This window comes from Haloarcula onubensis (assembly GCF_031624605.1).
Classification (GTDB): Archaea; Halobacteriota; Halobacteria; order Halobacteriales; family Haloarculaceae; genus Haloarcula; species Haloarcula onubensis.
This window is the reverse complement of sequence record NZ_JAMQOS010000001.1, coordinates 66,677-92,925: the sequence shown is the minus strand read 5'-3', so window position 1 is coordinate 92,925 and position 26,249 is coordinate 66,677. Positions and strand designations below refer to the sequence as shown.

Sequence of the window (26,249 nt, the reverse complement as noted above, 5' to 3'; positions counted from 1 at the left end):
TTCCCGCGGAGTCCACAGGGAGGGTATGGAGGTCTTCGCGGTCGAGGGGCTGCCGGAGGTTCGCCGCGGCGACGCGGTCGCCGAACTCGTCGCCGAGCAGGCCGACCTGCGCGAGGGCGACGTGGTCTGTGTGGCAAGCACCATCGTCTCGAAGGCCGCGGGCCGGCAGGCGGACCTGTCGGAGTTCCCGGCGGGCGAACGCGCCCGGCGCATCGCCGACGGCATCGCGGAAATCGCGGGCGAGGAGAAGGACCCCCGCTTCGCGCAGGCGGTCATCGAGGAGAGCGAGGAGATACTGACCGAGGCGCCCTTTATCCTCGCCGTGACGCGCTTCGGTCACATCACGGTCAACGCGGGCATCGACCGCTCGAACGTGCCCGACGCGGACCTGCTGCTCCTCCCCGAGGACCCGACGGCCTGCGCCGAGCGAATCCGGGCGGGGCTGGCCAAACAGTGCGGGGTGGACGTGGCGGTCATCGTCACTGACACCTCCGGTCGACCCTTCCGCCTGGGCCAGCGCGGCGTCGCGCTGGGCTGGGCCGGGACGGCCGCCGCCCGCGACTGGCGGGGCGAGTCGGACCGCGACGGCCGGGAACTCGGCGTCACGGTCCAGGCCGTCGTCGACGAACTCGCCGCCGCCGGGAACCTCGTCACCGGCGAGGGCGACGGCGGCACGCCGGTCGCCGTGATTCGTGGCTTCGACTTCGGCGACCACGCGGGCAGCGACGAACTCTACCGCCCAGACGACAGAGACGTCGTCCGGGACGCACTCAGGGAGTGGTCTCATGTACGCGATTGAACTCACACCGGAAGAGCCAGTGGCACAGCTCACCGACTACGCCGTCACCGCCGAAGAGGAGGGGTTCGACGCGGTCTTTGCGAGCCATCACTACAACAACCGCGACCAGTTCGTGGCGCTGTCGTCGATGGCGCAGGCGACCGACGAACTCCTGGTGGGACCGGGCATCGCCAACCCCTACGAGACCCACCCCGTCACGCTCGCCTCGCGGGTCGCGACGCTCGAGGAAGTGAGCGACGGCCGCGCGCTCTTCGGCGTCGGGCCGGGCGATAAGTCCACGATTCGGAATCTCGGGTTCGACCACGACGACGCCTTGCGCCGGGTGCTTGAGACGTTCAAGGTCGCCCAGCGGCTGTGGGACGGCGAGCGCGTCGACCACGACGGCACCTTCCGGGCGGACGACGCCGGGCTGAACTACGAGGTCGGCGAGATTCCGGTCTACGTCGGCGCGCAGGGCCCACACATGACGAAGATGGCCGCCAAACACGCCGACGGCGCGCTGTACAACGGCTCGCACCCGAAGGACCTCGCCTGGGCCCGCGAGCAGGTCGACTCGATGGCCGAGGACCGCGTCGCCGAGAGCGAGTTCGACCTCGCGGCCTACGCCAGCGTGAGCGTCGCCGAGGACGCCGACGCGGCCCGCGAGGCCGCCCGGCCGCCAGTGGCGTTCGTCACTGCGGGCTCACCGCCCCCCGTCCTCGACCGCCACGGCATCGACCGCGAGGTCGCCAGCGACATCGGCGACGCCATCTCCGCCGGCGAGTTCGAGGACGCGTTCGGCCTCGTGACGGAGCCGATGCTCGACGCGTTCTGTATCGCCGGCACACCGGCGGACGTGGCCGAGCGGACCGAAGCACTGCGAGAGTACGCCGACAGCGTCGTCTTCGCCTCGCCGCTGGGTCCGGACGTCGAGGACGCTATTGCGCTTCTCGGGGCGGCGACGGACCGCTTCCCGGCCGAATGACCAGCGAGACCACGGCGCCAAGCGTCAGATAGCCAAAGACCGCCGAGGCGGCGCCGACCAGGACCGCGCCGACGAGGATGAGCACTGCGGAGAGGGGGTCGGCCATCGCGATGTCGATGAACTTCCCGGGCATGTCGAGGACGCTCTGGACGAACTGCGAGACGAGACTTTGCATACCCGCCGCTTTGCGGTGGGCCTACTTTGTGTTTCCGCTCGCCGCTGGTGTGACAGGGCGGAATTGCCGTTCGTCCCGGGACAGGGACACCGTGTAAACGGTTCGAGATGGTCACGCTGGTAGCCACGAGACGATTTTTGTTCCCGTCGCTGTCATGTGTCGGCATGGACGTCCGCGAACTACTCACCGAAAGCGAGCGCCGTGGGGCAGTCCCGATTCTCCGCCAGCTGTGGAGCGATGCCGACCCCGAGGACGTACTGGCATGGACAGGGGACGACGAGTACCACCTGTTCGGGGGCTTCGTCGGCGACGAGTTGGTCGGCGTGGCTGGCGTACTCGTGAGACAGCACCTGCACCACACGCGCCACGCATGGCTCTACGACCTGGTCGTAGACGAAGCGAACCGAGAGCAGGGGTACGGCACGTCGCTCTTACGACACGTAGAAGAGTGGGCTGACGAGCGCGGGTGCGAATCCGTCGCGCTGGCGTCCCCGCTGGCCCAAGCGGAGACACACCAGTACTACGAGAACAGAGACTACGAGAAGTGGGGGTACGTCATCGAGAAGGACATCTGAGTGCTGTCCACGCGGTATCGACCGGACCCCAGACCACGGGGCGGTGGTTAGTTTAGCGGAGAACGACTGATAGAGCCAGAAAGCCCCACCTATAGCCGGTGGAGCTGCTGGCATGGGTGGGGCTTTCTGGCTGTTCGCAGTCTATTTCGCTCATCTACAGACGACCGGCCACGGAAAGCAGACAGCTATTTGCCGCGGGCGGACACAGGGCAAGGCATGAGCGAAGAAGCCTCGCTGGACGATTTTCTCGGCGGCGAGTCGGGCGAGGACGCCGAGGCGCAGCAGGCCGACGCGGAGGCGGGCGAGGCGGCCCACACGGAGTCAGGCGAGACGGATCCGGCGGCGGCCGCCGAGACGGACGGCGTCGAACCGGCGACGACGACCTACGCCTGGGACGGCGCGGGCGCCGAGTGTGGGGCCTGCGGCGAGACGGTTCAGCGGCGCTGGCAGCAGGAGGGCGAACTCGTCTGTGTCGAGTGCAAGGACTGGGAACGGGCCTAGAAGCGGCGAGATTTGCCGAGGGGGCGCTACGTACGTAATAACCTTGCCCTCCAGCAGAGTTACATATTCCCGTGCCGAACAGGCAGGTAACTGGAACCAGACGCCCTGAACGGCCGGGGTTCCGGCCCGATACTCCCCTCAACCCTTATCACCCATGACAGACACGACAGCCAGCCAGCAGTCGGACAGCGCGCTCCGGGACGCGTCACGCCTCGCGACCGGGGTCATCGAGAACGTCGAGGAGGTCATCGTCGGCCACCACGAGGCCATCGAGCACATCGTCACGGCGCTGCTGGGTCGTGGACACGTCCTGCTGGAGGACGTCCCCGGCGTCGGGAAGACGATGCTGGCCCGGTCGGTCGCCGCGAGCGTCGACGGGGAGTTCAAGCGCGTGCAGTTCACGCCGGACCTGCTGCCGACGGACGTCACCGGCGTCAACGTCTACAACCAGAAGACCGGGGAGTTCGAGTTCCGTCCGGGCCCCATCTTCGCCAACGTCGTCCTCGGCGACGAGATAAACCGGGCGCCGCCGAAGACACAGTCGGCGCTGCTGGAAGCGATGGAGGAGGGGCAGGTCTCGGCCGACGGGACGACCCGGGAGATTCCCCAGCCCTTCACCGTCATCGCCACGCAGAACACCGTCGAACAGCACAAGGCCTACGACCTGCCGATGGCCGAACTCGACCGGTTCATGACGAAGCTGCGCCTGGGGTATCCCGACGCCGCCGAGGAGACGGCGATGCTCGGCGAGGTCGTCGGTGACCACCCCATCGACGAGCTCTCCGCGGTCGCCACGCTCGGGGAACTGCAGGCGGCCCGCCAGCGCGTGGGGGCGGTCACGGTCGAAGAGCCGATTCGGGCCTACGCGACGCGACTCGCCGCGTACACCCGCGAGCACGCCCGCCTGGGCGTGAGTCCGCGAGGGAGCATCAACCTGCTGCGGGCCGCGCAGGCGCGGGCGGTCCTCGACGGTCGGGACTACGTGGTGCCGGACGACGTCCAGACCGAGGCCCCGGTCGTCCTCCCCCACCGCATCCGGACCGACGACAGCGAGCAGACCGCCGACGCACTCGTCACGGCGGCCCTCGACCGGGTCGCCGTCGAGTGAATGCGCCCGACCCTCCGGGGCGTCGGCGCCCTCGCTATCGCCGTCGGGGCGACCGTCGTCGGCACGCAGTTCGGCCAGCCGGGGCTGGGCGCCATCGCCGCGCCGCTCTTTGTCGCCCTGCTGGGCGCGGCGGTCCAGGTCTCGCTGACCGGCATCCCGGCCGTCGAACGGTCGTCGCTCCGGCGGGGCTTTGCCGGCGAGTCCCGGACGCTCGAACTCACCGCCGGGGGCAGCGGCGTCGCCCGGCTCACCGACCACCGACCGGACGCGCTGGGCGGGACGGCGACGGCGCGCTGTTCGCTGCCGGCGACCCTCTCGTTCGACCTGCCCTACGAGCGCCGGGGTGAGTACGACCTGGGGCCCGTCGACGTGACCGTCACCGACTCGCTCGGGCTCGTGACTGCCAGCGGTACCGTCGAGGCCACCGACAGCGTGCTGGTGTTCCCGCCGGTGTACCGGCTGGGCGGGCCCGACGCGTTCGTCCGCACGTTCACCCCCGACGCCGAGAACCGAGAGACGTTCGACCGGCTCCGTGAGTACGCGCCCGAGGACTCGCTGCGGGACATCCACTGGAAGTCGAGCGCCAAGCGCGACGACCTGCTGGTCACGGAGTTCGACGACGACAGCGAGGACGAGGAGTTGCTCGTGGCCGCGCGGGCGAAGGCGGGCCACGGGGACGCGATGGCGGCCGCCGCGGCCACCGTCGCCGTCGGCGCGCTCCGGAGCGGCTTCGGGGTCGAACTGGCGACGCCCGACGGGACCGTGCCGGCGGGCTACGGCGAGCGTCACCGGACCCGGCTGCTCGAAGCCCTGGCACGCACCGGCGAGGGCCCGAGCGGCCGCGAGGAAGAAGCGGACGTGCTCGTGAGCGCCACCGACGGCGGCGTCGTCGTCCACGTCGCCGACCGGACCGAGGCGTTCGACGACCTGACCGCGGGCCGCGAGAACCCGCTGGTCTCGGGGGTGGGCGCGTGAGCCGTCTCGCCGGCCGGCTCCCGTGGTCCCAGCCCCGCGTCCTCGCCCTGCTTGCGGTCGCGCTGGCGCTCGGAGCGCCCCTGCGGACGATGTACCACCTCATCGACGTGGTCGGCTCGCCGACGCAGTTCCTGCTCGTGGCCGCCGTCGCGCTGGTGGCGGCCGCGCTGCTGGCCCGACTGGTCCACCCCGTCCTCGCCATCGTCATCGGCGCGGCCCTCTTCGGGGCCGGGCTGCTGTGGTACGTCACGAACCTCACGACCAACCCCTCCTTTGGCGTGTTGCTCGCCGACACCGTCGAGTTGCTGACCGGGCGCCGACTGCTCCAGATTGCGAACGTCCGGCTGTGGGTCACCTCCTTCGTCGCCGCGCCGGTGTTCCTGACGACCTACTTCGCGCTCCGGCGGTGGTACGTGACGGCCGTCTTCGTCGCCAGCCTCACGCTCTCCTTTTTCGTGTTGACGACCGACGCCGGCGTCGTGACGACGCTGCTCGGGGTAGTCGGGGGTATCGCCGGTATCGGCTTTGGCACACTCGATTCGGTCGCGAGCGAGGGGCGCGCGGGGACGGCCCCGTCGGGCGCTTCGCCGACAATCACCGACGGCGAGGACGGTATCGACGCCGGACGGCGGTCAGTGCTGGCACAGCTCGCGGCCGTCGTCGTCCTGCCGACCGTCGTCTCGCGCATCCCCGGCGTCGAGGGAACGGTCCTGTCGGTGCTTGGCGGCTCCGGCGGGACCGTCGAGGGGAGCCTCGTCGACGCCGGCGAGTCGCTGACGGTCCAGGGGTCGCTGTCGCTCTCCTCGACCCACCGCTTCACCGTCACGGCGCCGGAGCCCCGATACTGGCGCGTCGGAACCTACGACCGCTACACCGGCGACGGCTGGGTCCGGACCGGGAGCGTGAGGGAGTACGACGACGGGGAGTACATCGGCGACGGGCCGGCCGACCGGACGCGCGAACTCAGCCAGACCGTCGAGGTCGAATCGGACATCGGCACCGTCCCCGCGGCGTGGAAACCGGTGCGCTACGAGGGCGACCCAGAGGTCCTGGTGACGAGACACGACGGGCTCCAGCCCGAGTCGGGGCTCCGGGCCGGCGACAGCTACCGGGTCGAGAGCGAACTCGTCGACGCCAGCGAGTCGGAGCTTCGGACCGCCGGCGACGACTACCCCGACGACGTGGCGGAGACGTACCTCCAGTTGCCCCAGAGCACGCCCGACCGGGTCGCCGAGACGACCGAGACGCTGACCGAGAACGCCGAGACGCCCTACCAGACCGCGCTGGTCATCGAGCGGTGGCTCAGGCAGAACCGCGACTACTCGCTTTCCGTCTCCCGGCCGCGGCGCAACGTCGCCGACCGGTTCCTCCACGCGATGAGCGAGGGGTACTGCACCTACTTCGCGACGACGATGGCCGTCATGTTGCGCACGCAAGACATCCCCGCCAGGATGACCGTCGGCTACACCCCCGGCGAGGCAGTCGGGCCGGACCGGTGGAAGGTCCGCGGGCTGCACTCCCACGCCTGGGTCGAGATGTACGTCGAGGACTGGGGCTGGGTGCAGTTCGACCCGACGCCGGGCGGTCCCCGACAGGCGGCCGAGCAACAGCGCATCGACGAGGAGGAGGCCGACGACGGTACCGACGAGGAGACGCCCACCGAGAGCGGGCCCACGCCGACACCGACGGCCACCTCGTCCGAGACGCCGGCGCCGGGACGGACCCCCACGCCGACGCCCACGCCCACAGAGACGCGGGAACCAGGGGCGACGCGGACGCCCGGGACCACGGCCACGGGGACGGGGACCGGCGACGACGACAGTCAGTTCCCCGGCCTCCCCTCCCGCGAGGAGGCCGCGCTGGGGGCTATTGCCCTCCTGGGCACCGCGGCCGGACTCCGCCACGCCGGCGTGCCCGAGCGTGTCTCGCGGGGCCTGTGGCTGCGCTATCAGTCGCCCGAGAACCCGGAGCAAGACATCGAGACGGCGTTCCAGCGGGCGATGTACGTCGTCGGCGAGCGCCACCGCGAGCGCCGGCCCGGCGAGACGGTTCGGGCGTACCTCGACGCCGTCGACGCCGACGACGACGTGCGACGGCTGGCCGGACTGCGCGAACGGCTCCGGTACGGCGGGACCGTCTCGGAGGCCGCGGCCGAGGAGGCCATCGACATCGCCGACGCCGTCGTTTCCGAGCGGTAGGCCGGGCTTTCCCCCGACAGTGTTTAATACGAAGGTTTCGTACGGCCCATTGTAATGTCGGAAGTCTGCTCGACGTGCGGGTTGCCTGAGGAGCTCTGCGTCTGCGAAGACGTGGCCAAGGAGTCTCAGGAGATCAACATCCGCATCGACGAGCGCCGCTACGGGAAGGAGGTAACGATAATCGAGGGGTTCGACCCGAAGGACGTGGACATGGACTCGCTGTCGTCGGACTTGAAGTCCAAGTTCGCCTGCGGCGGGACGGTCGAGGACGGCCAGATCGAGCTCCAGGGGAACCACACCGGTCGCGTCGAGGACTTCCTGCGCGACAAAGGGTTCAACGTCGCCTAATCTCCCGTCGTTCGCTCGGTCGTAGCGTATTTCGAGTAGCGGCAGGCGGTTTTTCGAGCGGCGTCACGTCCACAGCCCCGCGTCAGTCACAGGTACGGCCCGAGGATAGCGACGACGAGCAACCCCACGACGAAGCTACTCGTCGCGAAGAGGGTCGTCCGCCGGAGTCGCGACGGGACGGCGTAGCCGGTGCGCTCGCCGAGCGCGGCGAGCGACTCCGAGAGGACGCGCCCGCCGTCCAGCGGGCCGACGGGCAGGGCGTTTAACAGCCCGACGTTCGCGTTCAGCAGGACGAGCCAGAAACAGACGTTCGTCAGCGGTCCCAGCGCCGCGACGGCCGCGGCCGTGGGCGCCGTCCCGCCCGTCGCCGCCCAGCCGAAGTAGGTGAGGAATGCCTCGGTCGGCGAGGCCGTGAGCGGACTCAGGAGGACGGCGCCCGTGAGGAGGGTCACGACGAGGTTGTGCTGGACCCCCAGCGCGAACACGCGCATCCGCGTCCGGGCGCCGGCCTCGTCGAGCGCGTCGGCGGGCAACACGTAGCCCGCCAGCGGGACGACCCCGCCCAGCAGCGCGACGCCCCACTCCTCGATGGGGACGCCCTCGGCCCGGCAGGCCAGCGCGTGGCCGCCCTCGTGGACGACGGTAGCGACCACGAGCGCGAGGGCGATGTAGGGCGTCGAGGCCAGCGGCATGAAGTCGTTGACGCCCGGAATCGCGACGGTGTTGACCGGGTCGTTCAGCGCCGTCGGCTCCCGGCCCAGCGCGTTGCCCGCGGCCACCGTGACCAGCGCCAGCGTCCCGACCTGCAGGGCGAACAGCGTGAGAATAGCGAGGTCCGACCAGCGACGGACGAGGGGCCGGTCCGCGAACGCGTCGAACCGCGCCGATTTGCGGGTCGAGAACCAGTAGAGCACGCCCAGGCCGACCTTCAGCGACGGCGGGAGGTGGTCGTTGAGACGGTCCTCGACGGCCGCGACGCGGTCGGCGATCCGGCCAATCGTCGCACCCATCCCAGCCATGTTGTCGGACCGACAGTGGCCGGCTACTACTGTGTTTCGGCGGTCGCGAAGCGAAGCGCGCTGAGGGCCACGGAGGAGGACCGCACCGGTAGGACAAGCTTCGGTATAGCATACGGCGAGCGAAGCGAGCCGTTTCAACGCGAATCGCCTCTGGCGATTCGCGCTTTTTTCATGAACGTTTTTTGCCCGGGGTTGAGCGCTCGCCGGAGGCGAGCGCGAGGCCCCGGGCGAAAACAGGTTCTTTAGAAGAACTGGAACAGGTCGTCCCGCTCGGCCTCGTGGAGGTGGTGTCGAACCGCGTCGGTCAGCGCCGAGATGTTGCCTCGCTTGGCGCTGATGGGGGCGACGGTCTCCTGCCACTGTTTCCAGGGCGGATAGAGTCCGAGGCGGTCACAGAGGTCGTTCAGCCGCTCGTCGCGGTCGTCGACCTTGTCCATCTTGTTGACGGCGACGACGGGTTCGACGCCAACCTCGCGCAGGAAGTGAAACATCTCGACGTCGTGGGGAATCTCGTCGGGGCCAGAGTGGCGGTCGATGATGTCGATGACGCTCTTGCCGTCGACGACGAGGATGCCGACGAGGATTTTGTCGGCGTTGTCCTCGACGTAGCGGACCACGTCGGTCTTTATCTGCTCGCGGACCTCGTCGGGGACGCCCTTCATGAAACCGAAGCCGGGCAAATCGGTCAGCACGAAGTCGGGGCCGGTCCAGTCGTAGTGGTTGGGGCTGCGGGTGACGCCGGGCCGTTGCCCGGTGTCGAAGGTGTGGCCCGTCAGCTCCCGCATCAGCGTCGACTTGCCGACGTTGGAGCGACCGACCAGGACGACTTCGGCGCTCCGGTCGGGGCGAGAGTCGAACATACCCGCGATACTGCGCCGACGGGGAAAAACGCGTCAGTTTCCGTTTCTGGGACGGTGGGTAATCGGCGAGCGTCGCGTTCCGCGGAACGGTGACCAGCGAGTGCCGACAACCAGCCGTCCGTCCCCGCGTCACCACCCGGGTTTTTATCCACAGCCACCACAGCGGTAGCCGTGCGGCTCGTACAGATTTCGGTCCCGCGGGGCAAACTCGACGCGGTGGAGGGCGTCCTCGACGAGGAAGGGGTCGACTACATCGTCCACGAGGAGGCGAGTGGCAGAGACATCGAGGCCGTCGTCTCGTTCCCGCTGCCGACGAACGCCGTCGAGCCGGTGCTGGAAGCGCTGCGCGACGTGGGGCTTAGCAGCGACACGTACACGGTTATCACGGAGGCGAACACGGTCCTCTCGCGCGATTTCGATGCGCTGGAAGAGCGCTACGCCGAGGCGAAAGACGAGGACCGCATCGCCCGGGAAGAGCTGACCGCGAAGGCCGAGGCGCTGGCGCCGTCGCTGTCGACCTACGTCGTCATGACCGTCGTCAGCGCAGTCATCGCGACGGCCGGACTCCTGCTCGATTCGCCGGCGGTCGTGGTCGGCTCGATGGTCATCGCGCCGCTCATCGGGCCGGCGATGACGGCCAACGTCGGCACCGTCGTCGACGACCGCGAACTGTTCGTCCGCGGCGTGAAGCTCCAGGCCGTCGGCCTCCTGCTTGCCATCGCGAGCGCGACGGCCTTCGCCGTGCTGGTCCGGACGGCCAACGTCGTCCCGCCGATAGCCGACGTGACGACGGTACAGCAGGTCCGCGAGCGGGTCGCGCCCGACTTCCTCTCGCTGGTCGTGGCGCTGGGCGCGGGCGCGGCGGGCGTGTTGAGCCTTACCTCGGGCGTCTCGACGGCGCTGGTCGGCGTGATGATAGCCGTCGCGCTCATCCCGCCAGCGGCGACGGTCGGCATCGGTATCGCCTGGGGCCAGCCGCTGGTCTCGCTGGGCTCGGGCGTCCTGGTACTGGTGAACATCCTCTCTATCAACCTGGCCGTCCTCGTCGGACTGTGGTACCAGGGCTACCGGCCGGAACACTGGTTCCGCGAGAGCGACGCGCGCTCGGCGACGATACAGCGCATCGGCGTGCTCGTCGTCTCCATTCTCGTCCTCTCGGCGTTTCTCGGCGGCGTGACACTCGACTCGTTCACCCGGGCGACGACCGACGCAGAGATACGAGAACAGGTCGAAGGCAGCGTCGAGCCGCCGGCCCGCGTGCTGAGCGTCGAAGTCGAGCAGAGCAACGCCGTCATCTTCCGGGAACCCCGTCGCGTCGTCGTCACCGTCGGTATCCCGCCGGGGACCGACCCGCCCGAACTGGCCGGCCGACTCGACCGCGTAGTCGACGACGCGGCCGGCCGGGACGTGGATACCTCCGTCCACTACATCTCCGTCGAGCGGGCGTAGAAGGGTCAAACGCGGGTTTGAACGTCCGATGCGGTAAATACCGCTGGGGGACATCTGGCACGTATGGATACGCAACCACTCGCGGCGATAGGCATCGCAGCGCTCCTGCTGGCCGGCGGCGTCGGCTTCGTCCTGGCTGACACCGGCGGCGCGGGGACCGCGGCACCGAACGACAGCACCCCTGCGACGGCGAACGCCACCGTCAGCGTCGGCGCCGACGCGACGGTCGAGCGGAGCCCCGACGAGGCGACGGTCACCGTCGCCGCCGTCGGTCGCGGCGAGACGGCCGCCGCGGCCCGGAACAACGTCAGCGGCGACGCCGACGCCGTCAGCGACGCGCTCGAAGCCGAGGGGGCGACCGTCACCTCCTCGCGCTTTACCGTCCGGCCCGAGTACGACTACAGCCAGGACGGCCGCGAACTGGTCGGCTACGTCGCCGTCCACACCGTCGCCGCCGAGACGAGCGACGTCGACACCGTCGGGTCGCTCGTCGACGCCGCCGTCGACAACGGCGCCGACCGCGTCGAGGGCATCGCCTACAGCCTGAGCGACGACACGCGGGCCGACGCCCGGGACGAGGCCCTGACGACGGCGATGGACCGCGCCCGCGGCGGCGCGACGACGCTCGCGACCGCAGAGGACCGCAGCGTCGGTGACGCGCTGTCCATCCAGACGAGCGCCAGCGGCCAGCCGGTGGTCCGCGCCGAGTACGCGACCGCCGCCGACGCCGGCGGCCAGACGAACATCTCGCCGGGCCCGGTCACGGTCGATGTGAGCGTCCAGGTCACCTACGAGCTAGAGTAACACAGCGGGCTCCGCGGCTCGCTCCGTTCGCCGTCGTCGGGCGGCACCGCCGCCCGACTGCCTGCGGGACCTTCGGTCCCGCTCTGTTTCGGTCCGAGGGTGGCGCTACGTGCCGCCCTCGCGACTCGCGGATCACTTCGTTCCCCGCTCGTCTACTCCGAGAATTTCGCTCGCTACCCTCGCTCAATTCTCGCTATCCTCCACGGCTCCCGTCGGTCGCCGTTCCGGTTCGAGGTCGGCGCTACGCGCCGCCCTCGCTATCCTCGAACGGCAGCTCTATCTCCCAGTCGACGGCCTCGATAGCCGCGTCCAGCACGCCCTGGACGTTGTCGTCCTCGGTGACGCTCATGAAGTGGTCCGCCTCTACGTCCGTCGAGCGGTCGCTCTTGTTCCCGACGGTCAGCACGGGCACGTCGAAGCGGGCTTCGATGGCGTCCCGGAGTTCCAGTTGCTGTGCCAGCGGGTAGCCACACTCGCCGCTGGGGTCCACCAGCACGAGGACGGCGTCGGCGAGGTGTTCCAGCGCGCTGACGGCCTGGGACTCGATTTCGTTGCGCTCCTCCGGCGGCCGGTCCAAGAGTCCGGGGGTGTCGACGAGCTGGTAGCGGATGCGTCCCGACTCGACGTGGCCGACGCGAATCTGGGTGGTCGTGAACGGATAGGAGGCGATTTCGTTGTCCGCACGGGTGACGCTGTTGACGAACGACGACTTCCCGACGTTGGGGTAGCCGGCGACGACGATGACGGGTTCCTCCGGGCGGATGTCGGGCAGCCCCTTCAGCGCGTCGCGGGCCTTCGAGACCGCTTCGAGGTCGTCTGCGACCTGCTCGGTGATGTCGGCCATCCGGGCGAAGGCCTGCTTGCGCAGTTTGCGGGACGTGTCCACGTCGCTGCGGACGACCCGACCCTCGTACTCCTGGCGAATCTCCTTGGCCTTGCGTCCGGCCCAGGAGATGTTCGAGAGGTGCTGTTTCAGGGCGTCGACGCCGGGGTCGTCGTCGGCCGGGTCGGTCTCGCTGACGACGGCGTCGGCCAGTTCGACGTAGAAGGGGTCCAGTTCGTCGATGGTCGGCCACTGTGTCGCGACGTTCTCCAAGTTGTCGGAGATGATGTTCGAAGCGGTCATCAGCATCGACTGCTGGGCCTCGATGCCGCTTTTCGACCCGGAGGCCCGCGTCGCCCGCGAGAACGCTTTGTCCAGTATCTCCTCGGCCCGGGGCGTGGTCGGGAGATTCTCGAAGGGATGGCTCATTGCGGTGGTGTACTCTGTCACCGGGTAAAAGGTCGTTCAATCGGGATTCGGGCTACCTTGCTCCGCTGTGAACGGAACCGTGAGCGGCCGGAAAGCCCCGCTAGCTGTGGAGTGAAACGGTGCCGCCGACAGCCAGAAAGCCCCGGCCTGTTGCACTCCCGCGGCTCGCTGCGCTCCAGTGGGTGCTTGCGTCGCCGGGGTTCGTGCAACAGGCCGCCCCTTCCAGTCCCACCCCGCGGTAGTTGTCGAGCCGGCGATACCGGGGCCGACGGTGACCCCGCTCGCAGCGAGCGGGTTGTTGGGCGCGACGGCGTCCGAACCACGTTTTAGTTCGTCGCGCCCTCACACCCGGTATGGCACACATCGACGCCGGCGAGATTCTGCCCAACGAGCACGTCCAGCAGATGGCCGCCGAGGGGAGAGTCACGCAGTTGCACCGCGGCCACGAGTACGCCGAGGAGGGCGACACGTTCGATATCGACGACCAGACGTTCGAGGTGACGGACGTGACCCACCGGACGCTGGGGGATCTGACCGACGAGGACGCCCGCCGTGAGGGGTCCGAGGACCTGGACGCGTACCGCGAGCGACTCGAGGCGGTCCACGACACATTCGAGTGGGACGACGACAGCGAGGTCGTCCGGCACAGGTTCGAGCCGGCAAACGACGAGTGAGGCCTCGAAGCACGGGGGACGCAGTCGCCCGCCGATTCGAGTCGGTCGGGGAGTGACGGAGCGGGCGGGGACGTCTCGGTCGGTGCCCGGCTCGTGGGTCGTCACTGGGACGAGGACGTACTGGGCAGCTTCGGAATCAGCCAGGCGAGGAAGGCGTCGGGACTGCGGGTCTGGGTCCACACCGTCCCGTCGCCGGTGAACTCACAGACGAGCCCCTCGCCGCTGAACAGCGTCGACTTCAGCCCGCCGACTTTGCGGACGCTGAACGCGACGGTGTCCTCGAACGCGACGATGTGGCCCGTGTCGACGGTGAGCGGGGTCCCCGGCTCGACCGTGTGCTCGTCGATGGCACCGTAGCTGGAGAGAAAGGCTGGCCCGCTGCCCGACAGTTTGAGCAGGAACAGCCCCTCACCGCCGAAGAAGGACTTCCCGCCGCCGAACTTCGTATCGACGGCGATGTCCGGATGGGCGGCGATGAACGACGTGGACTGGACGAACAGCGTCTCGCCGTCGAGGTCGTGGTGCTGGATGTCGCCGGCGAGCGCGGGCGCCAGCTGGACGGAACTTGGTCCGTGGGCGGTGAAGGTGTTCATGAAGAAGGACTCCCCGCCCAGCATCGACCGGGAGAGCGATTTCAACAGCCCGCCTTCGGCCCGCGTCTGAATCTCGATATCGCCCGACTGGCTCACCATCGCGCCGGCCTCGGCGCGAACGGTCTCGCCCGCGTCGAGCGAGAGGGTGAGCTGTGCGTACGACGGGCGGTGGCTAATCTCGTGCTCCACGGCTACCGTTCCGATGGCTGACCATTAACGATGCCGGCGCCCGACGGGGCGTCCGCCGACAGCGCGTCGCCGCCTGTCTCGGCCCGAGTTCAGAACCCGCCGTAGCGCAGGTACACCATGTCCGCGATGAGCACCAGTTGCACGAGCCCCTGGACCCCGCCGAGTTTGGCGTTCTGCTGGCCGATGGCCGAGATGACGCTCGCGTCCGGCGACGGCGAGACCATCTGCTTGTAGATGCGAATCTCGCCGGGCATCAGGAAGCCAAAGCCCTGCACTGACAGCAGCGTCACCAGCGCGAGCGCGACGACGAGGGCGGGTTCGGTCATCTCGAAGGCGCCGATAGTCGTCGCGACCCACGCCAGCGAGCCGACGGTGCCGACGGCGAAGGGGACCTGCCAGCGCCAGTCGCCGACGGCGTCGAGCCGCCAGCCCAGCAGGAGCAGGATGGGGACGACGTTGAAGAGGGTAAACAGGGCGAGCCACGGGCCGGCGTTCGGGAAGACGCCGAGCCGTAGGGCCAGCGGGATGCCCGTCGCGATGGTCAGGAAGGCCATCGAGGGCAGGAAGAAGGCGGTTTTGGGCGTGAGCCGTTCGAAGACCGCGGCGCTCGCCTCCTCGTCGAGCCCCCCGATGACCGGCCCGAGGATAGCGCCGATGAAGAGGTCGGTCCCGGTCCAGAGGACGCCGGCCATCACGTGGACGTAGGTGTGGTGCTGGATGGAGGCCATCGTCGTGGCGTAGGCCAGCGCCGCCAGCGCGACGGCGACCACCCCCACGGCGAAGGCCGGATTGGCCCGCTGTCCCATCCCCGCTATCGTCCCGCGCACTGTGGTCGTGCTCATGTCTCACGGTAGCTCGCGTCGAGGATAATAAATCCCGCCGTCAGAAGCGTCACTTGGCCGAGTTACCGCCGCTCGGCCAGTTCCGCCCGCAGGTCGGCGAGGTCCATCTCCTTCATCGACAGCAGGACGAGCATGTGGTAGACGATGTCGGCCGCCTCGTGGGCGAGTTCCTCGCGGTCGTCGTCTTTCGCCGCCAGAATCAGCTCCGTCGACTCCTCGCCGAGTTTCTCCAGGACGGCGTTCTCGCCTTTCTCGTGAGTGAACAGCGAGGTCGTGTACGAGTCCTCGGGGAGGTTCGCCTTGCGGTCCTCGATGACCGCGAACACGTCGTCGATGACGTCGTCTGTGTCGTCGCTCATACCCCCACGTCGGCGGGGACGCCCTTCAGCGCGTCGTTACGTGCGTGTCAGAGCCACGCCGGTTGGGCAGCGAGATTCGCTGTCAAGCCGTGCGGAAGGGTAGCTGTCCGCGGCCGACGGCCGCGGTTCGACCGCGGCGAGCCGACTACCGCGGGCCTATGGCCCGCGACAGGAGGCGAAGCCGCGATTTTTCCCCATGTTTTTGCACGACTGAGGGCGCGCAGCGCCCGAAGGAGTTGCAAAAAGTGGTTAGGACTCCACGCTGTCGAAGAAGGCCAAGTCGTGGATTCTGGGGTCGTCTGTCAGTTCGGGATGGAAGGAAGTGCCGACGACGGGGCCGTTGCGGATGGCCACGGGGCGGTCGTCCCAGGAGGCAAGCACCTCGACGCCCGTCCCGACGTAGTCGATGACCGGCGCGCGGATGAACACCGCCGGGAACGGCTCGTCGAAGCCCGTGACGTCAAGCGGCGCCTCGAAGCTGTCCTTCTGGCGACCGAAGGCGTTGCGCTCGACGGTGGCGTCGATGAGGTTCAGCGTCTCGACGCGGTCGTCGTGGGCGTCCGTGGCGGCGACGATGAGTCCGGCACACGTCGCAAGCACCGGCTTGCCCGCCTCGACGTGGGCCTCTATCTCGCTCGCGATGCCCTCGCGGTGGATGAGCCGGGAGATGGTCGTCGACTCGCCGCCGGGCATCAACAGTACGTCACAGTCGGGGACGAGGCCGGCTTCGCGGATTTCGACGACTTCCGCCGACTTGTCGTGGGCCGCCGCGGCCCGCTCGATAGCCCTCGCGTGTTCGGAGACGTCACCCTGTACGGCGAGGACACCTGCCCGTAGACTCATACCCGCCCTTGGACTGTGACCCCCAAAACCTTCTCGTCTCGCGGGAGTATCGTCGCCGCGATATCGGCCGACTGGCATAGCACGGGCCAAACGTTAGGTGGCGGGGCCCCGACCTTCCGCTATGGCCGAACGACCGCGAGACCCGGTCGAGCGAAAGTCAGACCGGTCGGTTGACCTCTACGAGATAACGGACTGGGAGGTCCGGTCGGTGTTCGACCGACTGGTGTACTTCCTGTACTACGCCGGTCAGTGGGCGTTGCGCGGGCTCGTCATCCTGCTGGCAATCGCGATTCTCGCCGTCCAGATTGCCTTCGGCGGGCTCGGCGCGCTCGGGGCCCAGCCCCTCTTTGCCGCGCTCGCGGCGCTGTCGGCGATTCCGGCGCTCGTGCTGGCGGGCTACATCTACTACGCCGACGTGACCACCGACGAGCCCCTGACGCTGCTCGTCGGCACGTTCATGCTCGGCGTGCTCTTTGCCGGCTTCGCCGCCATCCTGAACACGGTGTTGCGGGGCCCGGTCCAGTTCGTGGGCTCGATAGGCGGCCTCCTGCCGTTCCTGGGACAGGTCACCTTCTTCCTCCTCATCGTCGGGCCCGTCGAGGAGAGCGTGAAACTGCTCGCGGTGCGGCTGTACGCCTACCGCGACGACCGCTTCGACGCGGTCATCGACGGCGCCGTCTACGGCGCGATGGCGGGGCTTGGCTTTGCCACCATCGAGAACGCGCTGTACATCGTCCAGAACACCGAGATGGTCGCCGGAACGCTCCAGGCCATCAGCGCGGGCAGCGGTATCGCGGCGGTGCGGGCGCTGGCCGGGCCGGGCCACGTCATCTACTCGGCCTTCGCGGGCTACTATCTCGGGCTCGCGAAGTTCAACCCCAAGAACGCCGGCCCCATCGTCCTGAAGGGGCTGCTCATCGCGACGGTCATCCACGCGGGCTACAACTCGCTGTCGGGCGTCGTCACCGGGCTGTTGTCGTCGGTGTACGGCGTCCCCCAGTTCGTCGCCTTCGTCGGCTTCGTCGTCGTCTACGACGGCATCTTCATCCTGCTGCTCCTGCGCAAACTCGACGCCTACCGGCAGGCGTACAAGCGGGCCCAGCAGGGCGGGAACCCACAGAGCGAGCCCGGCGTCCCCGACTTCGAGTCCTAGCAGAGCTGTTCGACGTACTTCGCGACCACGTCGACCTCCAGGTGGACGGGGTCGCCGACCGACTTCTCGGAGAGGGTCGTCTCCTCGTAGGTCGTCGGGATGACAGCCACGTCGAAGCCGTCCGCGCGGCGGGCCGCGACCGTCAGCGAGATGCCGTCGACCGTTATCGAGCCCTTCTCGACGAGGTAGTCGCGCTGGGTCTCCGGCAGCGAGAACGAGAAGGTCCAGTCACCGTCGTACTCGCTTCGCTCGGACGACGAGCCCCCACTCGCGTCGCTCGCGGGAACGTCCCCCTCCCGTTCGATACCCACGACCGCCGCCGTCGCGTCGACGTGGCCCTGGACGATGTGGCCGTCGAAGCGGCCGTCGGCCGGCATCGCCCGCTCCAGGTTGACGCGGTCGCCCTCCTGCAGGGTGTCGAAGAAGGTTCGGTCGAGCGTCTCCCGCGCGAGAAAGAGGTCGACCCACTCCCCGTCGGCGTAGTCCTCGACGGTGAGACACGCACCACTGATACTGATTGACTGGCCGTGAGAGAGGTCGGTAAATGGCGTCCCCACGCGGACGCGCCGGCCGCCCTCGCCGTCCGTGACCTGCAGTACCTCGCCCGTCGCCTCGACGATGCCGGTGAACATACCCGCCGGTAGGGAACTGCCGGGCATAGGGGTTTGGCTCTCCGGCGGGGGTAGTCGGGTCGTGAGCGGTACGACTGCCAGAAAGCCCCGCTGCTGGCTCACGCTTCGACGGCTTGTGACTCGACGACGGAGTCCTCACCCAGCGCCAGCCGGACACTCTCCTCGAAGCCCGTCAACTCGGGCCGGACGTGGTCGTCGATGCTGTGGTCGGTGACGACGACGCGGTTTTTCAGGCCGTCGACCAGCGGTTTGGCGACGCTGACGGGCACGTCGGTCACCAGCCCGAGCCAGCGGGCGGACAGCCCCGGCGAGAGGACGGGGACCGGCACGATGAGCGGCGGCCGGCCGACCAGAATCCGGGCCGTCGTCGTCAGTATCTCCTGGTAGGTCAGCACGTCCGGACCGCCGATTTCGTAGGTCTCGCCGGTCGTCGCGGGCGCTTCGAGGACGCCCACGAGATACGCCACCACGTCGTCGATGTAGATGGGCTGGCACTCGGTGCGGACCCACGACGGCGTCACCATCACCGGCAGGCGGGCGGCGAGCTGGCGGATAATCCGAAAGCTCGCCGACCCCTCGCCGATGACGATAGCGGCCCGCAGCGCGGTCAGCGCCGCGTCGCCCCCGCCGAGTAGGCGTTCGACCTCGCGGCGGGACTGGAGGTGTTCAGAGAGCCCTCGCTCCTCGTTGCCCAGCCCGCCGAGGTAGACCACGCGCTCGATACCGGCCGCGTCGACGGCCCGCCGGAAGTTCCGGGCGGCGCGGCGGTCCCGCTCCTCGAAGTCCTCGCCGGCCGCCATCGAGTGGACGAGATAGTAGGCCGCGTCGACGGCCGGGAGCGAGAGGTCGGGGTCCAGCACGTCGCCCTCGACCACCTCGACACCCGCCGGGGCGACGTACGTCGCCGGGTCCCGCGTGAGCGCGACCACGTCGTGGCCCCGGCCGAGCAGGGCGGGGACGAGGTGGCTCCCGACGAAGCCGGAGGCGCCGGTGACAAGGACACGCATACCTGTGGATGGAACTCCAGTGGCTTAACAACAGGCCACGGTGGTTCCAGGTCGGCCACCGAATCCCGGCCGACTGGTCGCGGGTCGGACACGAGACGCGTACGACATCGACGACGCGTCGGCAACCGCCGAGTCAGTCGTCCGCGTCCGTCTGCGCCCGGCGCTGTATCGCCCGCCGGACGAACTCCTCGGGGAGTTCGTCGATTTCGCCGGCCTGAACCGCCCAGAGGTTGGCGTACAGGCCGTCCCGCGCGAGCAGGTCGTCGTGGCTGCCCCGTTCGACGACGCGGCCGTCTTCCAAGACGAGGATTGTGTCGGCGTCCTTGATAGTCGAGAGGCGGTGGGCGATGGCGAAGGTGGTCCGGTCGGCGGTCAACTCGTCGAGCGACCGCTGGATGAGCATCTCCGTCTCCGTGTCCACGTCGCTTGTCGCCTCGTCGAGCACGAGGATGTCGGGGTCTTTGAGCATCGCGCGGGCGATGGCGATGCGCTGGCGCTGCCCGCCCGAGAGCTTGACGCCCCGTTCCCCGACCATCGTCTCGTAGCCGTCGGGAAGGTTACGGATGAACTGGTCGGCCTCGGCGGCCTCGGCGGCGCGGCGTATCTCGTCGTCGCTGGCGTCGAATGTGCCGTAGGCGATGTTGTCCCGGACGGAGCCATAGAACAGGAACGTCTCCTGGCTGACGTAGCCGATGGCCCGCCGAACAGAGGTAATCTGGACGTCCTGAAGGTCCTGTCCGTCGATGCGGACCGCGCCGTCGTCGGGGTCGTACATCCGCAGGAGCAGTTTCATCACCGTCGACTTGCCCGCGCCGGTGGGGCCGACCAGGGCGACGGTGTCGCCGCCCGCAACCTCGAATGAGACGTCGTCCAGCACGGGGTCCTCGCCGTAGCCGAAGGTCACGTCGTCGTACGCGACCGCGCCGTCGGTGACTGACAGCGCCGGCGCGTCGGTGGCCTCTTCGAGCCGTCCCGGCGTCTCCATCAGCCCGAACACCCGCTCGGCGGAAGCGTAGGCCCGCTGGTACATGTTGATGACCTGCCCGAACTGGGCCATCGGCCAGACGAACCGCTGGGTGTAGATGATGAAGGCGACGAACCCGCCCGTGGAGAGCGCGACGCTGAAAAACGCCGGCGCCTGCCCGACGACGATGAGCCCGCCGATGACGAACGTCACGACAAAGCCCAGCCCGGAGACCAGCCGCAGTCCCGGGAAGAAGGTGATTCGGGTGCCGATGGCGTCCCAGTTGGCGTCGAGGTAGTCCTGTGAGCTGTCCTTGACGCGGTCGGCCTCGTAGTTCTCCGTGTTTGCGGTCTTGATTATCTGGATGCCACTGAGGTTGTTCTCCAGCCGGGAGTTCAGCGCCCCGACGGAGCCACGGACCTCGGCGTACTTGGGCTGGATGGTCTCGATGAACCACCTGGTGAACACGGCGATGAGCGGCACCGGCAGCAGCGCCACCAGGGCCAGTTGCCAGTTGATGTAGAAGAGATAGCCCGCGATACCGAGGACCATGATGACCAGCCGCGAGGAGGAGTTCATCCCGTCGTTGAGGAACTTCTCTAACCTGTTGACGTCGTTCGACAGCACCGACATCATCTCGCCGGTCTGCTTGTCGGCGAAAAACTCCATATTGAGCCGCTGCATCGTCTCGTAGGTGTCGGTGCGGACCGCGTGCTGGACGTGCTGGGCGAACTTGTTCCACCCCCAGTTTCGCGTGTAGTGAAAGACCGCACCGAAGCCAAAGGAGGCCGCGATGAGCCCCGCCGTCAGCCAGAGCTGGCCGCTCGTGCTCCCCGGAATCCACGCGTCGGGCACGAACAGCAGGCTGTAGCGTTTGTTGTCCTCGATGACGGCGTCGATAGCCAGCGCGAGCAACAGCGGCGGCAACAGGTCCAGCATCCTGGCGAAAATCGAACTCACCAGCCCGACGACGAAGGCCAGTCGCTGGCCCCGACCGTACTCCGTAAAGAGTCGCCACATCGGCCGCTCGACCCGCTCGCGGGCGTCCTCGAACGCGTCGTCGTCCGACGCCGCCTCGATATCCATTGGCTACGGTTACGGTTCGAGCCGGAAATACGCGTCGGGCTCTGATACGGGAGCGGGCGTCTGTGAATCACCGAGTGGCGGTGCAACGACGGGTTCGACAGCCAGTGACGACGTGGACGGCCAGAAAGCCCCTGCTGGCTGCGGTCGGGGACTCGTTGCGCTGCTCGCTCACTACGTTCGCCGTGGTGTCCGCTCACGGGCCGCAACCCCGTTCGCACGTACCGCGGCGCGTCGCGCCTTACGTCGTCCGCCTTCCCGCAGTCAACCGCCCCTTTCAGTCCCACCCACAGCAGGTTGACCAGTCGGCACGGGTGGGCCCGCGCGGAGCCGGCGGCTCCGCGAAGGTCAGAAGATGCGACGCGTCTTCGGGGCCTTTCTGGCTGTGTACAGTTCCCCGTCGCCCGTTACTTATGCAGGAGGTCCCGCCACCCCGCTTGGCAGTTCCACGCGGTCGCCGACGCCCACGCCGGTCCGGTTGGCCCAGCCGCGGTTCACTTCGAGGACGTACTTCCCGCGGCCGGCGTAGCGCTCGCTGTAGCTCTCGCCCTCCGGCGGCGCTGACGCGTGGTGGACGGTGGTGATGGTCCCGTTGGCGTCGATGAAGATGATGTCGATGTCGAAGGCCATATCCCGCATGACGTAGGCGTACTCGCCCTCCTGGTCGTGGACGAACAGCATCCCCTCGTTCGGGCCGAGCGACTCGGTGTCGCTGAGGCCGGTGTAGCGCTGGGTCTGTGTGTCGGCGATGCGCACGTCGACGGTCGCTAACGTCTGCGAGCCGTCACAGGCCGACACCGCGGTCCGGTTCGGTGGCGCCGTACACGGCGTCGTGTTGTCGCTACCGGCGACCGTCACGGTTCCCCGGTCGTACTCGCCGACCCCGACGACATCGACCCACAGGCCGGTCTGGAACGCGAGAACGGCGACGGCGACTGCGACGATGACTCCGACGAGGGCGGCGACTGCCCGGCGTGCCATATCCGGAGGGTGGGCCAGCCGAGGGGTAAGCGTTCCGACCCAGAGAGAAAGCGTTATTCCTGCCGGTGGAAAAATCGCTAGTGCGGGTCCGTGGTCTAGTTGGTTATGACGTGGCCTTTACAAGGCCGAGGTCGGTGGTTCGAATCCGCCCGGACCCATAGATTCTCCCGCGAACGATACGTGAGCGGTGAATCTATCCTCCGGGCGGTTCGAATCAGGGAACGAAGCGGAGCGGAGTGACCGTGGTTCGAATCCGCCCGGACCCACTATTCCTGTCGCGAGCAATCCGCGAGCGACGGAATCGTGACGGAGGACGGATTCGAACCCCGGAAGACGAACGCAGTGAATCTTCCTCCGGTTCGAATCCGCCCGGACCCACTTCTGACGGCGACTGCGACGAGTGTAACGAGGAGCCAGCGCCGTCTGTGTGGGTGACAAGGGTTCGAACCCTGAGAGACGAGCGAAGCGAGTCTCTCTCCGGTTCGAATCCGCCCGGACCCATCCTACGGCCAGCGTAGCGAGTCGGTCTCCGGTCCAAATCCGCCAGCCCACTGTCACCTGCCGAAAGCCACTTACCCGGGGTCACGGTACCATCACGCATGATAGACGGCTCGACGTGTCCCCACTGTAACGGGCACGTCTCGACGGAGGACGGGACGGAGTACACCTGTGACGACTGCGGAGCGGCCTTCGACAGCGCGGACCTCTTTCTCCCCTAGGGCGGCGGGGTATCGAAATCCTTTTTTCTACCGTCGTCCTCGCTCGACATGCGCCGCCTTAGCTCAGACTGGGAGAGCACTCGACTGAAGATCGAGCTGTCCCCGGTTCAAATCCGGGAGGCGGCATTTTCCTGCGGTTCGTTGCGTATTGACCGTATAGCGCCGGATTTCGGCAGGTACGCCCCCGCGAATCGCGGGGAGATTTGAACCGGCTCACGAACGCACCCTTCGCCGTCGGGCGTTTCATTACATTGTACGTACCGAGGCCCTTTCAGTCCTTCCCCTGTTTCGGAATGGATTGTGTAGATGTGGCTCCTGTGCGTGGCGTTTTCGAGGTATTAAGTTTTCAACGATAGCCGTCTATCCCGAGGTCAGCCGCGCGCGCTCACCGCAGGTGTTCGAGTATCTGTAGGATACGGAATCCGAGTTCCCCGTAATCCTTCTCGGTCTGCCCTGCCCTCTCGCGCAGTGCTTCTATCCGCTCGGTGTACTCTTCATTGATTACGAGTTCGAGTTCCGCGCCAGTTTCGTCTTGGAACTCGTCGGCCATGTCGTAGAGGCCCGCAAGCAGGTACTTTTCGTCACGGTTCCCGCGCACGACGGGCGACCAGAATTGGAACACGAAAGAGTAGTCGTCGGCATCGAAGAGGTCAGTGACGTACTCCCTGTCTGAATTGAACTTCCGCCACAGCCGTTCGAGGGTGTGCTGGTAGTCGCCGTTTCCGTACTCCACCCATCGGTCGGTGTCTGGTGTCCCCGAGTAGTGCAATCCGTCGATGTGGGTCACGACCTCGCAGGTGTAGACGACTCGTTCTCCCTGTTCGGTGCTGTCTACCCCTATCACGTCTATTTCGAGTTGGTCGCCTTGCTTTTGCGAGCGCTGATTGTACATAACCAACTCACATCCTTCTACGAGTCGAAGGTACGAGCCGACGAGAAGTTCGCCTGATTCGGGCTGTTCGGTCATACGTCTACCCCGAAGCGCTTCATGTAAAGCGTTCAGCCCGAGTTACCCGGTCACGCCCCTCTTTGCTTTCTTACCCTGTTTTCGCGCCCGTCGGATGTAGAGGATTCCGAGTGGAATCCCTATGATAGTCGCACAGAGTATCCCGCCTATCAGGGAGTTTTTCCGCTGTTTGCTCTTGTAGTCCGAAGGGTCGTATCCACAGTTTGGACAGCGACTCACACCCTCATTGACGCCTTCACCACACTCAATACAAGATTCTGTTTGGTGGAAGTCCGCAGGAGTAGAACCAGCCGAACCGCTCGTTTGGGGCCGTTCACCACTCGCCTGTTCTCGCATGAACTCCACCATCATCTCCAACTCGCTATCGTCGGGCTTGTCGGCGCGGAACGAGTAGTCCTTTCCTTGTACAGTGCGGAATTTAACGCGCGTACCAGTCAGTCCACTATTGCCAAGGTCGGCACCCGCAATTTCGTCGTACTCAAACGATTCGACATTGGTCCCTATCGTCTTCGGAATTTTCAGGAAGACCCGCTGGTCGGTAACGACCAAGCGTGGGCGTCCTCGGATATAATTGAGGTTGTCCGTTGAACCCCTGTAACTCACCTCCACGTCGTTTCCTCGGGCAATGAATTGTACTTCTTCGTCAGCTCGAACTTCGTCTTCGACCTTGCCAATCGTTTTGTCCGTGACGTAGCTTCCTTGGGGCATTTCAGGACACCAGTTCTGTTAGTACATGACACGTATTCGGCAAATAACTGTCGGCGTAGTTTACGCTATGTTAGCTAAAGTATACGATTCGTGATATGTAACGACATAGGCCGTGACTCCCCGATAATGAGGAAATCGGCGGAGTGGATGAGTATAGCAGATGAGCGGATTCTTGAGTTCTTGAGCGAGAACGACTCTGGTACTCCATCAAGCATGGCCGGGAGTGAATACGTCCGATTCAGCCGCCCTCATATCCACGACCGCTGTCAGAAATTGAAGCGCCACGGACTAATCCGATTTCTCGGAAACGGGGTCTATGTTCTGACCGACGAGGGCCAGCAGTATCTCGATGGCGACCTTGACGCGGCGGAACTCGAACCCTACAACGAAGAGTAGCGCCGGTCAGTGAACCGTTCCCTATTCGGCCATGAACAGCAGTCTTGAGTTCTCTACCTTACCTTTCGGGAACACCTGTTACACCAGCGGAGCCGTAGACCGGCCCATGACCACGCTCACGACGTTCGTCGCCCTACCGAGTGGATTGGGGCGTCGTTTCTGACGTGCGCTCTGCGGCGCTGTACGGCTGTGTGAGTGGGCGCTAATTCTTCTTGCGCATTGTCTATAGCGTTATAATTCCCTACAATTATAATGCCACAGCACCTACTATATTGTACGGAGTCACTGTCTCTTCGGGGTAATCTCGCTACGAGAAAGCCCGGCGCTTGGGACGCCGGACAGTGGCTTTCGGGAGTGAAAGCCAATGCAAACTACGCCTGCCGAGAGACATGAGAGTACCGACCTCGAACAGCGCGATGTACGCGCCCTGACGGAGTACATGACCGTTCTCCCTCTCGGGGGCGACGTGTATTCCGTAACAACCGAGAGCGGGTCAGAGTACCGCGTGGACGCTCTCAAAGAGCGGTGTACCTGCCCGGACAAGCAGTACAACCTCGAAGACGGCGAACTCTGTAAGCATGAGCGCCGAGTTCGATTCGCCACTGGTCAGTGGGCTATTCCCGCGTGGGTGGACGCCGACGAGGTAGACGCCCAACTCGGGGAACACCTCGAAGAGACTCCCAAGGTCGCCGCGACCGACGGAGGTGTGACTCTCGCAGAGTTCACTACCGGGGACACCGACGAAGACGAGTGCTGGTGCGAGGACCACGACTTCCCGTGCTTCAACTGCTACAACGAGGGACGCCGCGACCTTCCGGGTGAGGGCGAATGAGTCGTCCGTCACCCGCGGCGGCTCTGAACGGCGTACAGGTGGGCAACATCTGCGACAAGTGCAACCGTCGGATTCGGACGGGCAACAAGGCTGTCGTCTACGCGACCTACTACGACGCCGATGGATGGTTCGTCCGACGCGTGATGTGCGACTGTGGAAGCCGTACTATCGGACTGCCAACCGACGGGGCCGACGAGGTGATTGTCGAGGCCGTGTACTGGTCGGGACGGCTCGTGGGTGTGAAGACCGTAGACCGAAGCAGACCGTAGACGTAGCAGGC

General features: G+C 66.9%; 29 protein-coding genes and 2 tRNA genes. 17 read left to right on the top strand and 14 right to left on the bottom strand.

The features are described from left to right. The first annotated feature begins 25 nt into the window (after positions 1-25). Together NDI86_RS00535 and NDI86_RS00530 are read left to right on the top strand one after the other, a co-directional pair. Positions 26-799, top strand: a complete 774-nt coding sequence (locus NDI86_RS00535; protein ID WP_310898435.1) for a coenzyme F420-0:L-glutamate ligase — start codon at positions 26-28, stop codon at positions 797-799. Next, positions 786-1,763 (top strand): 5,10-methylenetetrahydromethanopterin reductase, encoded by a 978-nt coding sequence (locus tag NDI86_RS00530; protein ID WP_310898434.1) that lies wholly within the window; start codon positions 786-788, stop codon positions 1,761-1,763. The genes NDI86_RS00535 and NDI86_RS00530 overlap by 14 nt, the downstream gene beginning before the upstream one ends. Here NDI86_RS00530 and NDI86_RS00525 read toward each other — a convergent pair. Continuing rightward, on the bottom strand, positions 1,717-1,938 hold the full coding sequence (locus NDI86_RS00525) for a DUF8024 family protein (protein WP_310898433.1): 222 nt from the start codon (positions 1,936-1,938) through the stop codon (positions 1,717-1,719). The genes NDI86_RS00530 and NDI86_RS00525 overlap by 47 nt on opposite strands. 164 nt (positions 1,939-2,102) lie before the next feature. Between NDI86_RS00525 and NDI86_RS00520 the strand changes: the two genes are divergently transcribed. From NDI86_RS00520 to yciH, 6 genes are all read left to right on the top strand, one after another. Continuing rightward, positions 2,103-2,513, top strand: coding sequence for a GNAT family N-acetyltransferase (locus NDI86_RS00520; protein ID WP_310898432.1), 411 nt, complete (start codon positions 2,103-2,105; stop codon positions 2,511-2,513). 216 nt (positions 2,514-2,729) lie between these two features. Beyond that, entirely contained in the window at positions 2,730-3,014 is a 285-nt protein-coding gene (locus NDI86_RS00515; protein ID WP_310898431.1) for a DUF7573 domain-containing protein, read from the top strand. Positions 3,015-3,168: 154 nt separating this feature from the next. Next, entirely contained in the window at positions 3,169-4,122 is a 954-nt protein-coding gene (locus tag NDI86_RS00510; protein WP_310898430.1) for an AAA family ATPase, read from the top strand. Further along, positions 4,123-5,097, top strand: coding sequence for a DUF58 domain-containing protein (locus NDI86_RS00505; protein ID WP_310898429.1), 975 nt, complete (start codon positions 4,123-4,125; stop codon positions 5,095-5,097). It abuts the gene before it with no gap. Then, positions 5,094-7,295: a transglutaminase TgpA family protein gene (locus tag NDI86_RS00500; protein ID WP_310898428.1), complete on the top strand. Its 2,202-nt coding sequence runs from the start codon at positions 5,094-5,096 to the stop codon at positions 7,293-7,295. Before NDI86_RS00505 ends, NDI86_RS00500 begins: the two co-directional genes overlap by 4 nt. A gap of 54 nt (positions 7,296-7,349) precedes the next feature. Continuing rightward, complete coding sequence (gene yciH / locus NDI86_RS00495; protein ID WP_004516073.1) at positions 7,350-7,643, top strand: stress response translation initiation inhibitor YciH; 294 nt, start codon at positions 7,350-7,352, stop codon at positions 7,641-7,643. 86 nt (positions 7,644-7,729) lie between these two features. Here the strand turns inward: yciH and NDI86_RS00490 are convergent, their stop codons facing one another. Both NDI86_RS00490 and engB read right to left on the bottom strand, forming a co-directional pair. Continuing rightward, entirely contained in the window at positions 7,730-8,662 is a 933-nt protein-coding gene (locus NDI86_RS00490) for a site-2 protease family protein (protein ID WP_310898427.1), read from the bottom strand. A gap of 242 nt (positions 8,663-8,904) precedes the next feature. Beyond that, on the bottom strand, positions 8,905-9,522 hold the full coding sequence (gene engB / locus NDI86_RS00485) for a GTP-binding protein EngB (protein WP_310898426.1): 618 nt from the start codon (positions 9,520-9,522) through the stop codon (positions 8,905-8,907). A 171-nt stretch (positions 9,523-9,693) separates the two neighbouring features. Between engB and NDI86_RS00480 the strand changes: the two genes are divergently transcribed. Both NDI86_RS00480 and NDI86_RS00475 read left to right on the top strand, forming a co-directional pair. Continuing rightward, positions 9,694-10,971, top strand: a complete 1,278-nt coding sequence (locus tag NDI86_RS00480) for a TIGR00341 family protein (RefSeq protein ID WP_310898425.1) — start codon at positions 9,694-9,696, stop codon at positions 10,969-10,971. Between the two features lie 63 nt (positions 10,972-11,034). Then, entirely contained in the window at positions 11,035-11,775 is a 741-nt protein-coding gene (locus NDI86_RS00475) for an SIMPL domain-containing protein (protein ID WP_310898424.1), read from the top strand. Between the two features lie 241 nt (positions 11,776-12,016). On the opposite strand, the gene NDI86_RS00470 is transcribed toward NDI86_RS00475, so the two are convergent. Beyond that, positions 12,017-13,027 carry an NOG1 family protein gene (locus NDI86_RS00470; RefSeq protein ID WP_310898423.1) on the bottom strand — a complete coding sequence of 337 codons (1,011 nt, stop codon included), beginning with the start codon at positions 13,025-13,027 and terminating at the stop codon, positions 12,017-12,019. Positions 13,028-13,380: 353 nt separating this feature from the next. Here NDI86_RS00470 and NDI86_RS00465 point away from each other — a divergent pair, with 353 nt between their 5' ends. After that, positions 13,381-13,701: an ASCH domain-containing protein gene (locus tag NDI86_RS00465; protein WP_310898422.1), complete on the top strand. Its 321-nt coding sequence runs from the start codon at positions 13,381-13,383 to the stop codon at positions 13,699-13,701. Between the two features lie 101 nt (positions 13,702-13,802). Here NDI86_RS00465 and NDI86_RS00460 read toward each other — a convergent pair whose 3' ends face one another. The 4 genes from NDI86_RS00460 to pdxT all read right to left on the bottom strand — a co-directional run bounded on the left by NDI86_RS00460 (position 13,803) and on the right by pdxT (position 16,527). Then, entirely contained in the window at positions 13,803-14,483 is a 681-nt protein-coding gene (locus NDI86_RS00460; RefSeq protein ID WP_310898421.1) for a TIGR00266 family protein, read from the bottom strand. Between the two features lie 89 nt (positions 14,484-14,572). Next, on the bottom strand, positions 14,573-15,289 hold the full coding sequence (locus NDI86_RS00455; RefSeq protein WP_417936241.1) for a hypothetical protein: 717 nt from the start codon (positions 15,287-15,289) through the stop codon (positions 14,573-14,575). A gap of 98 nt (positions 15,290-15,387) precedes the next feature. After that, positions 15,388-15,684, bottom strand: a complete 297-nt coding sequence (hisE, locus tag NDI86_RS00450; RefSeq protein WP_310898419.1) for a phosphoribosyl-ATP diphosphatase — start codon at positions 15,682-15,684, stop codon at positions 15,388-15,390. 249 nt (positions 15,685-15,933) lie between these two features. Beyond that, positions 15,934-16,527 carry a pyridoxal 5'-phosphate synthase glutaminase subunit PdxT gene (gene pdxT / locus NDI86_RS00445; RefSeq protein WP_310898418.1) on the bottom strand — a complete coding sequence of 198 codons (594 nt, stop codon included), beginning with the start codon at positions 16,525-16,527 and terminating at the stop codon, positions 15,934-15,936. Positions 16,528-16,648: 121 nt separating this feature from the next. Here pdxT and NDI86_RS00440 point away from each other — a divergent pair, with 121 nt between their 5' ends. Next, on the top strand, positions 16,649-17,680 hold the full coding sequence (locus NDI86_RS00440; protein ID WP_310898417.1) for a PrsW family intramembrane metalloprotease: 1,032 nt from the start codon (positions 16,649-16,651) through the stop codon (positions 17,678-17,680). Here NDI86_RS00440 and ribE read toward each other — a convergent pair. The 4 genes from ribE to NDI86_RS00420 all read right to left on the bottom strand — a co-directional run bounded on the left by ribE (position 17,677) and on the right by NDI86_RS00420 (position 22,347). Then, positions 17,677-18,312 carry a riboflavin synthase gene (gene ribE / locus NDI86_RS00435; protein WP_310898416.1) on the bottom strand — a complete coding sequence of 212 codons (636 nt, stop codon included), beginning with the start codon at positions 18,310-18,312 and terminating at the stop codon, positions 17,677-17,679. The two genes, NDI86_RS00440 and ribE, sit on opposite strands and share 4 nt — an antisense overlap. 98 nt (positions 18,313-18,410) lie before the next feature. Further along, positions 18,411-19,319, bottom strand: coding sequence for an NAD(P)H-binding protein (locus tag NDI86_RS00430; protein ID WP_310898415.1), 909 nt, complete (start codon positions 19,317-19,319; stop codon positions 18,411-18,413). Between the two features lie 133 nt (positions 19,320-19,452). Next, on the bottom strand, positions 19,453-21,369 hold the full coding sequence (locus NDI86_RS00425; RefSeq protein ID WP_310898414.1) for an ABC transporter ATP-binding protein: 1,917 nt from the start codon (positions 21,367-21,369) through the stop codon (positions 19,453-19,455). 408 nt (positions 21,370-21,777) lie between these two features. Next, the gene (locus NDI86_RS00420) at positions 21,778-22,347 is read right to left on the bottom strand and encodes a DUF192 domain-containing protein (protein ID WP_310898413.1); all 570 of its coding nucleotides are present in this window, start codon (positions 22,345-22,347) and stop codon (positions 21,778-21,780) included. A gap of 84 nt (positions 22,348-22,431) precedes the next feature. Here NDI86_RS00420 and NDI86_RS00415 point away from each other — a divergent pair. After that, positions 22,432-22,505, top strand: a tRNA-Val gene (locus NDI86_RS00415). A gap of 613 nt (positions 22,506-23,118) precedes the next feature. Further along, positions 23,119-23,192 (top strand) — tRNA-Phe (locus NDI86_RS00410). Between the two features lie 259 nt (positions 23,193-23,451). On the opposite strand, the gene NDI86_RS00405 is transcribed toward NDI86_RS00410, so the two are convergent. Both NDI86_RS00405 and NDI86_RS00400 read right to left on the bottom strand, forming a co-directional pair. Further along, positions 23,452-24,033, bottom strand: coding sequence for a hypothetical protein (locus tag NDI86_RS00405; RefSeq protein WP_310898412.1), 582 nt, complete (start codon positions 24,031-24,033; stop codon positions 23,452-23,454). 42 nt (positions 24,034-24,075) lie between these two features. After that, positions 24,076-24,741 (bottom strand): PH domain-containing protein, encoded by a 666-nt coding sequence (locus NDI86_RS00400; protein WP_310898411.1) that lies wholly within the window; start codon positions 24,739-24,741, stop codon positions 24,076-24,078. Between the two features lie 90 nt (positions 24,742-24,831). On the opposite strand from NDI86_RS00400, the gene NDI86_RS00395 reads away from it, so the two are divergent. The 3 genes from NDI86_RS00395 to NDI86_RS00385 all read left to right on the top strand — a co-directional run bounded on the left by NDI86_RS00395 (position 24,832) and on the right by NDI86_RS00385 (position 26,238). Beyond that, positions 24,832-25,137 (top strand): MarR family transcriptional regulator, encoded by a 306-nt coding sequence (locus NDI86_RS00395; protein WP_310898410.1) that lies wholly within the window; start codon positions 24,832-24,834, stop codon positions 25,135-25,137. A 364-nt stretch (positions 25,138-25,501) separates the two neighbouring features. Further along, entirely contained in the window at positions 25,502-25,969 is a 468-nt protein-coding gene (locus tag NDI86_RS00390) for a hypothetical protein (RefSeq protein ID WP_310898409.1), read from the top strand. Next, positions 25,966-26,238, top strand: coding sequence for a DUF8112 family protein (locus NDI86_RS00385; RefSeq protein ID WP_310898408.1), 273 nt, complete (start codon positions 25,966-25,968; stop codon positions 26,236-26,238). The genes NDI86_RS00390 and NDI86_RS00385 overlap by 4 nt, the downstream gene beginning before the upstream one ends. The last annotated feature ends 11 nt before the right edge of the window (positions 26,239-26,249 follow it).

Excerpts from the sequence above, each read along its gene's own strand:
- ribE (WP_310898416.1), bottom strand. The coding sequence starts at position 18,312 with ATGTTCACCGGCATCGTCGAGGCGACGGGCGAGGTACTGCAGGTCACG.
- NDI86_RS00465 (WP_310898422.1), top strand. The coding sequence starts at position 13,381 with ATGGCACACATCGACGCCGGCGAGATTCTGCCCAACGAGCACGTCCAG.
- NDI86_RS00530 (WP_310898434.1), top strand. The coding sequence starts at position 786 with ATGTACGCGATTGAACTCACACCGGAAGAGCCAGTGGCACAGCTCACC.
- yciH (WP_004516073.1), top strand. The coding sequence starts at position 7,350 with ATGTCGGAAGTCTGCTCGACGTGCGGGTTGCCTGAGGAGCTCTGCGTC.
- NDI86_RS00390 (WP_310898409.1), top strand. The coding sequence starts at position 25,502 with ATGCAAACTACGCCTGCCGAGAGACATGAGAGTACCGACCTCGAACAG.
- pdxT (WP_310898418.1), bottom strand. The coding sequence starts at position 16,527 with ATGAGTCTACGGGCAGGTGTCCTCGCCGTACAGGGTGACGTCTCCGAA.
- NDI86_RS00385 (WP_310898408.1), top strand. The coding sequence starts at position 25,966 with ATGAGTCGTCCGTCACCCGCGGCGGCTCTGAACGGCGTACAGGTGGGC.
- NDI86_RS00420 (WP_310898413.1), bottom strand. The coding sequence starts at position 22,347 with ATGGCACGCCGGGCAGTCGCCGCCCTCGTCGGAGTCATCGTCGCAGTC.
- NDI86_RS00475 (WP_310898424.1), top strand. The coding sequence starts at position 11,035 with ATGGATACGCAACCACTCGCGGCGATAGGCATCGCAGCGCTCCTGCTG.
- NDI86_RS00455 (WP_417936241.1), bottom strand. The coding sequence starts at position 15,289 with ATGGGACAGCGGGCCAATCCGGCCTTCGCCGTGGGGGTGGTCGCCGTC.
- NDI86_RS00535 (WP_310898435.1), top strand. The coding sequence starts at position 26 with ATGGAGGTCTTCGCGGTCGAGGGGCTGCCGGAGGTTCGCCGCGGCGAC.
- NDI86_RS00440 (WP_310898417.1), top strand. The coding sequence starts at position 16,649 with ATGGCCGAACGACCGCGAGACCCGGTCGAGCGAAAGTCAGACCGGTCG.
- NDI86_RS00470 (WP_310898423.1), bottom strand. The coding sequence starts at position 13,027 with ATGAGCCATCCCTTCGAGAATCTCCCGACCACGCCCCGGGCCGAGGAG.
- NDI86_RS00520 (WP_310898432.1), top strand. The coding sequence starts at position 2,103 with ATGGACGTCCGCGAACTACTCACCGAAAGCGAGCGCCGTGGGGCAGTC.
- NDI86_RS00430 (WP_310898415.1), bottom strand. The coding sequence starts at position 19,319 with ATGCGTGTCCTTGTCACCGGCGCCTCCGGCTTCGTCGGGAGCCACCTC.
- hisE (WP_310898419.1), bottom strand. The coding sequence starts at position 15,684 with ATGAGCGACGACACAGACGACGTCATCGACGACGTGTTCGCGGTCATC.
- NDI86_RS00510 (WP_310898430.1), top strand. The coding sequence starts at position 3,169 with ATGACAGACACGACAGCCAGCCAGCAGTCGGACAGCGCGCTCCGGGAC.
- NDI86_RS00490 (WP_310898427.1), bottom strand. The coding sequence starts at position 8,662 with ATGGCTGGGATGGGTGCGACGATTGGCCGGATCGCCGACCGCGTCGCG.
- NDI86_RS00515 (WP_310898431.1), top strand. The coding sequence starts at position 2,730 with ATGAGCGAAGAAGCCTCGCTGGACGATTTTCTCGGCGGCGAGTCGGGC.
- engB (WP_310898426.1), bottom strand. The coding sequence starts at position 9,522 with ATGTTCGACTCTCGCCCCGACCGGAGCGCCGAAGTCGTCCTGGTCGGT.
- NDI86_RS00505 (WP_310898429.1), top strand. The coding sequence starts at position 4,123 with ATGCGCCCGACCCTCCGGGGCGTCGGCGCCCTCGCTATCGCCGTCGGG.
- NDI86_RS00425 (WP_310898414.1), bottom strand. The coding sequence starts at position 21,369 with ATGGATATCGAGGCGGCGTCGGACGACGACGCGTTCGAGGACGCCCGC.
- NDI86_RS00400 (WP_310898411.1), bottom strand. The coding sequence starts at position 24,741 with ATGCCCCAAGGAAGCTACGTCACGGACAAAACGATTGGCAAGGTCGAA.
- NDI86_RS00405 (WP_310898412.1), bottom strand. The coding sequence starts at position 24,033 with ATGACCGAACAGCCCGAATCAGGCGAACTTCTCGTCGGCTCGTACCTT.
- NDI86_RS00525 (WP_310898433.1), bottom strand. The coding sequence starts at position 1,938 with ATGCAAAGTCTCGTCTCGCAGTTCGTCCAGAGCGTCCTCGACATGCCC.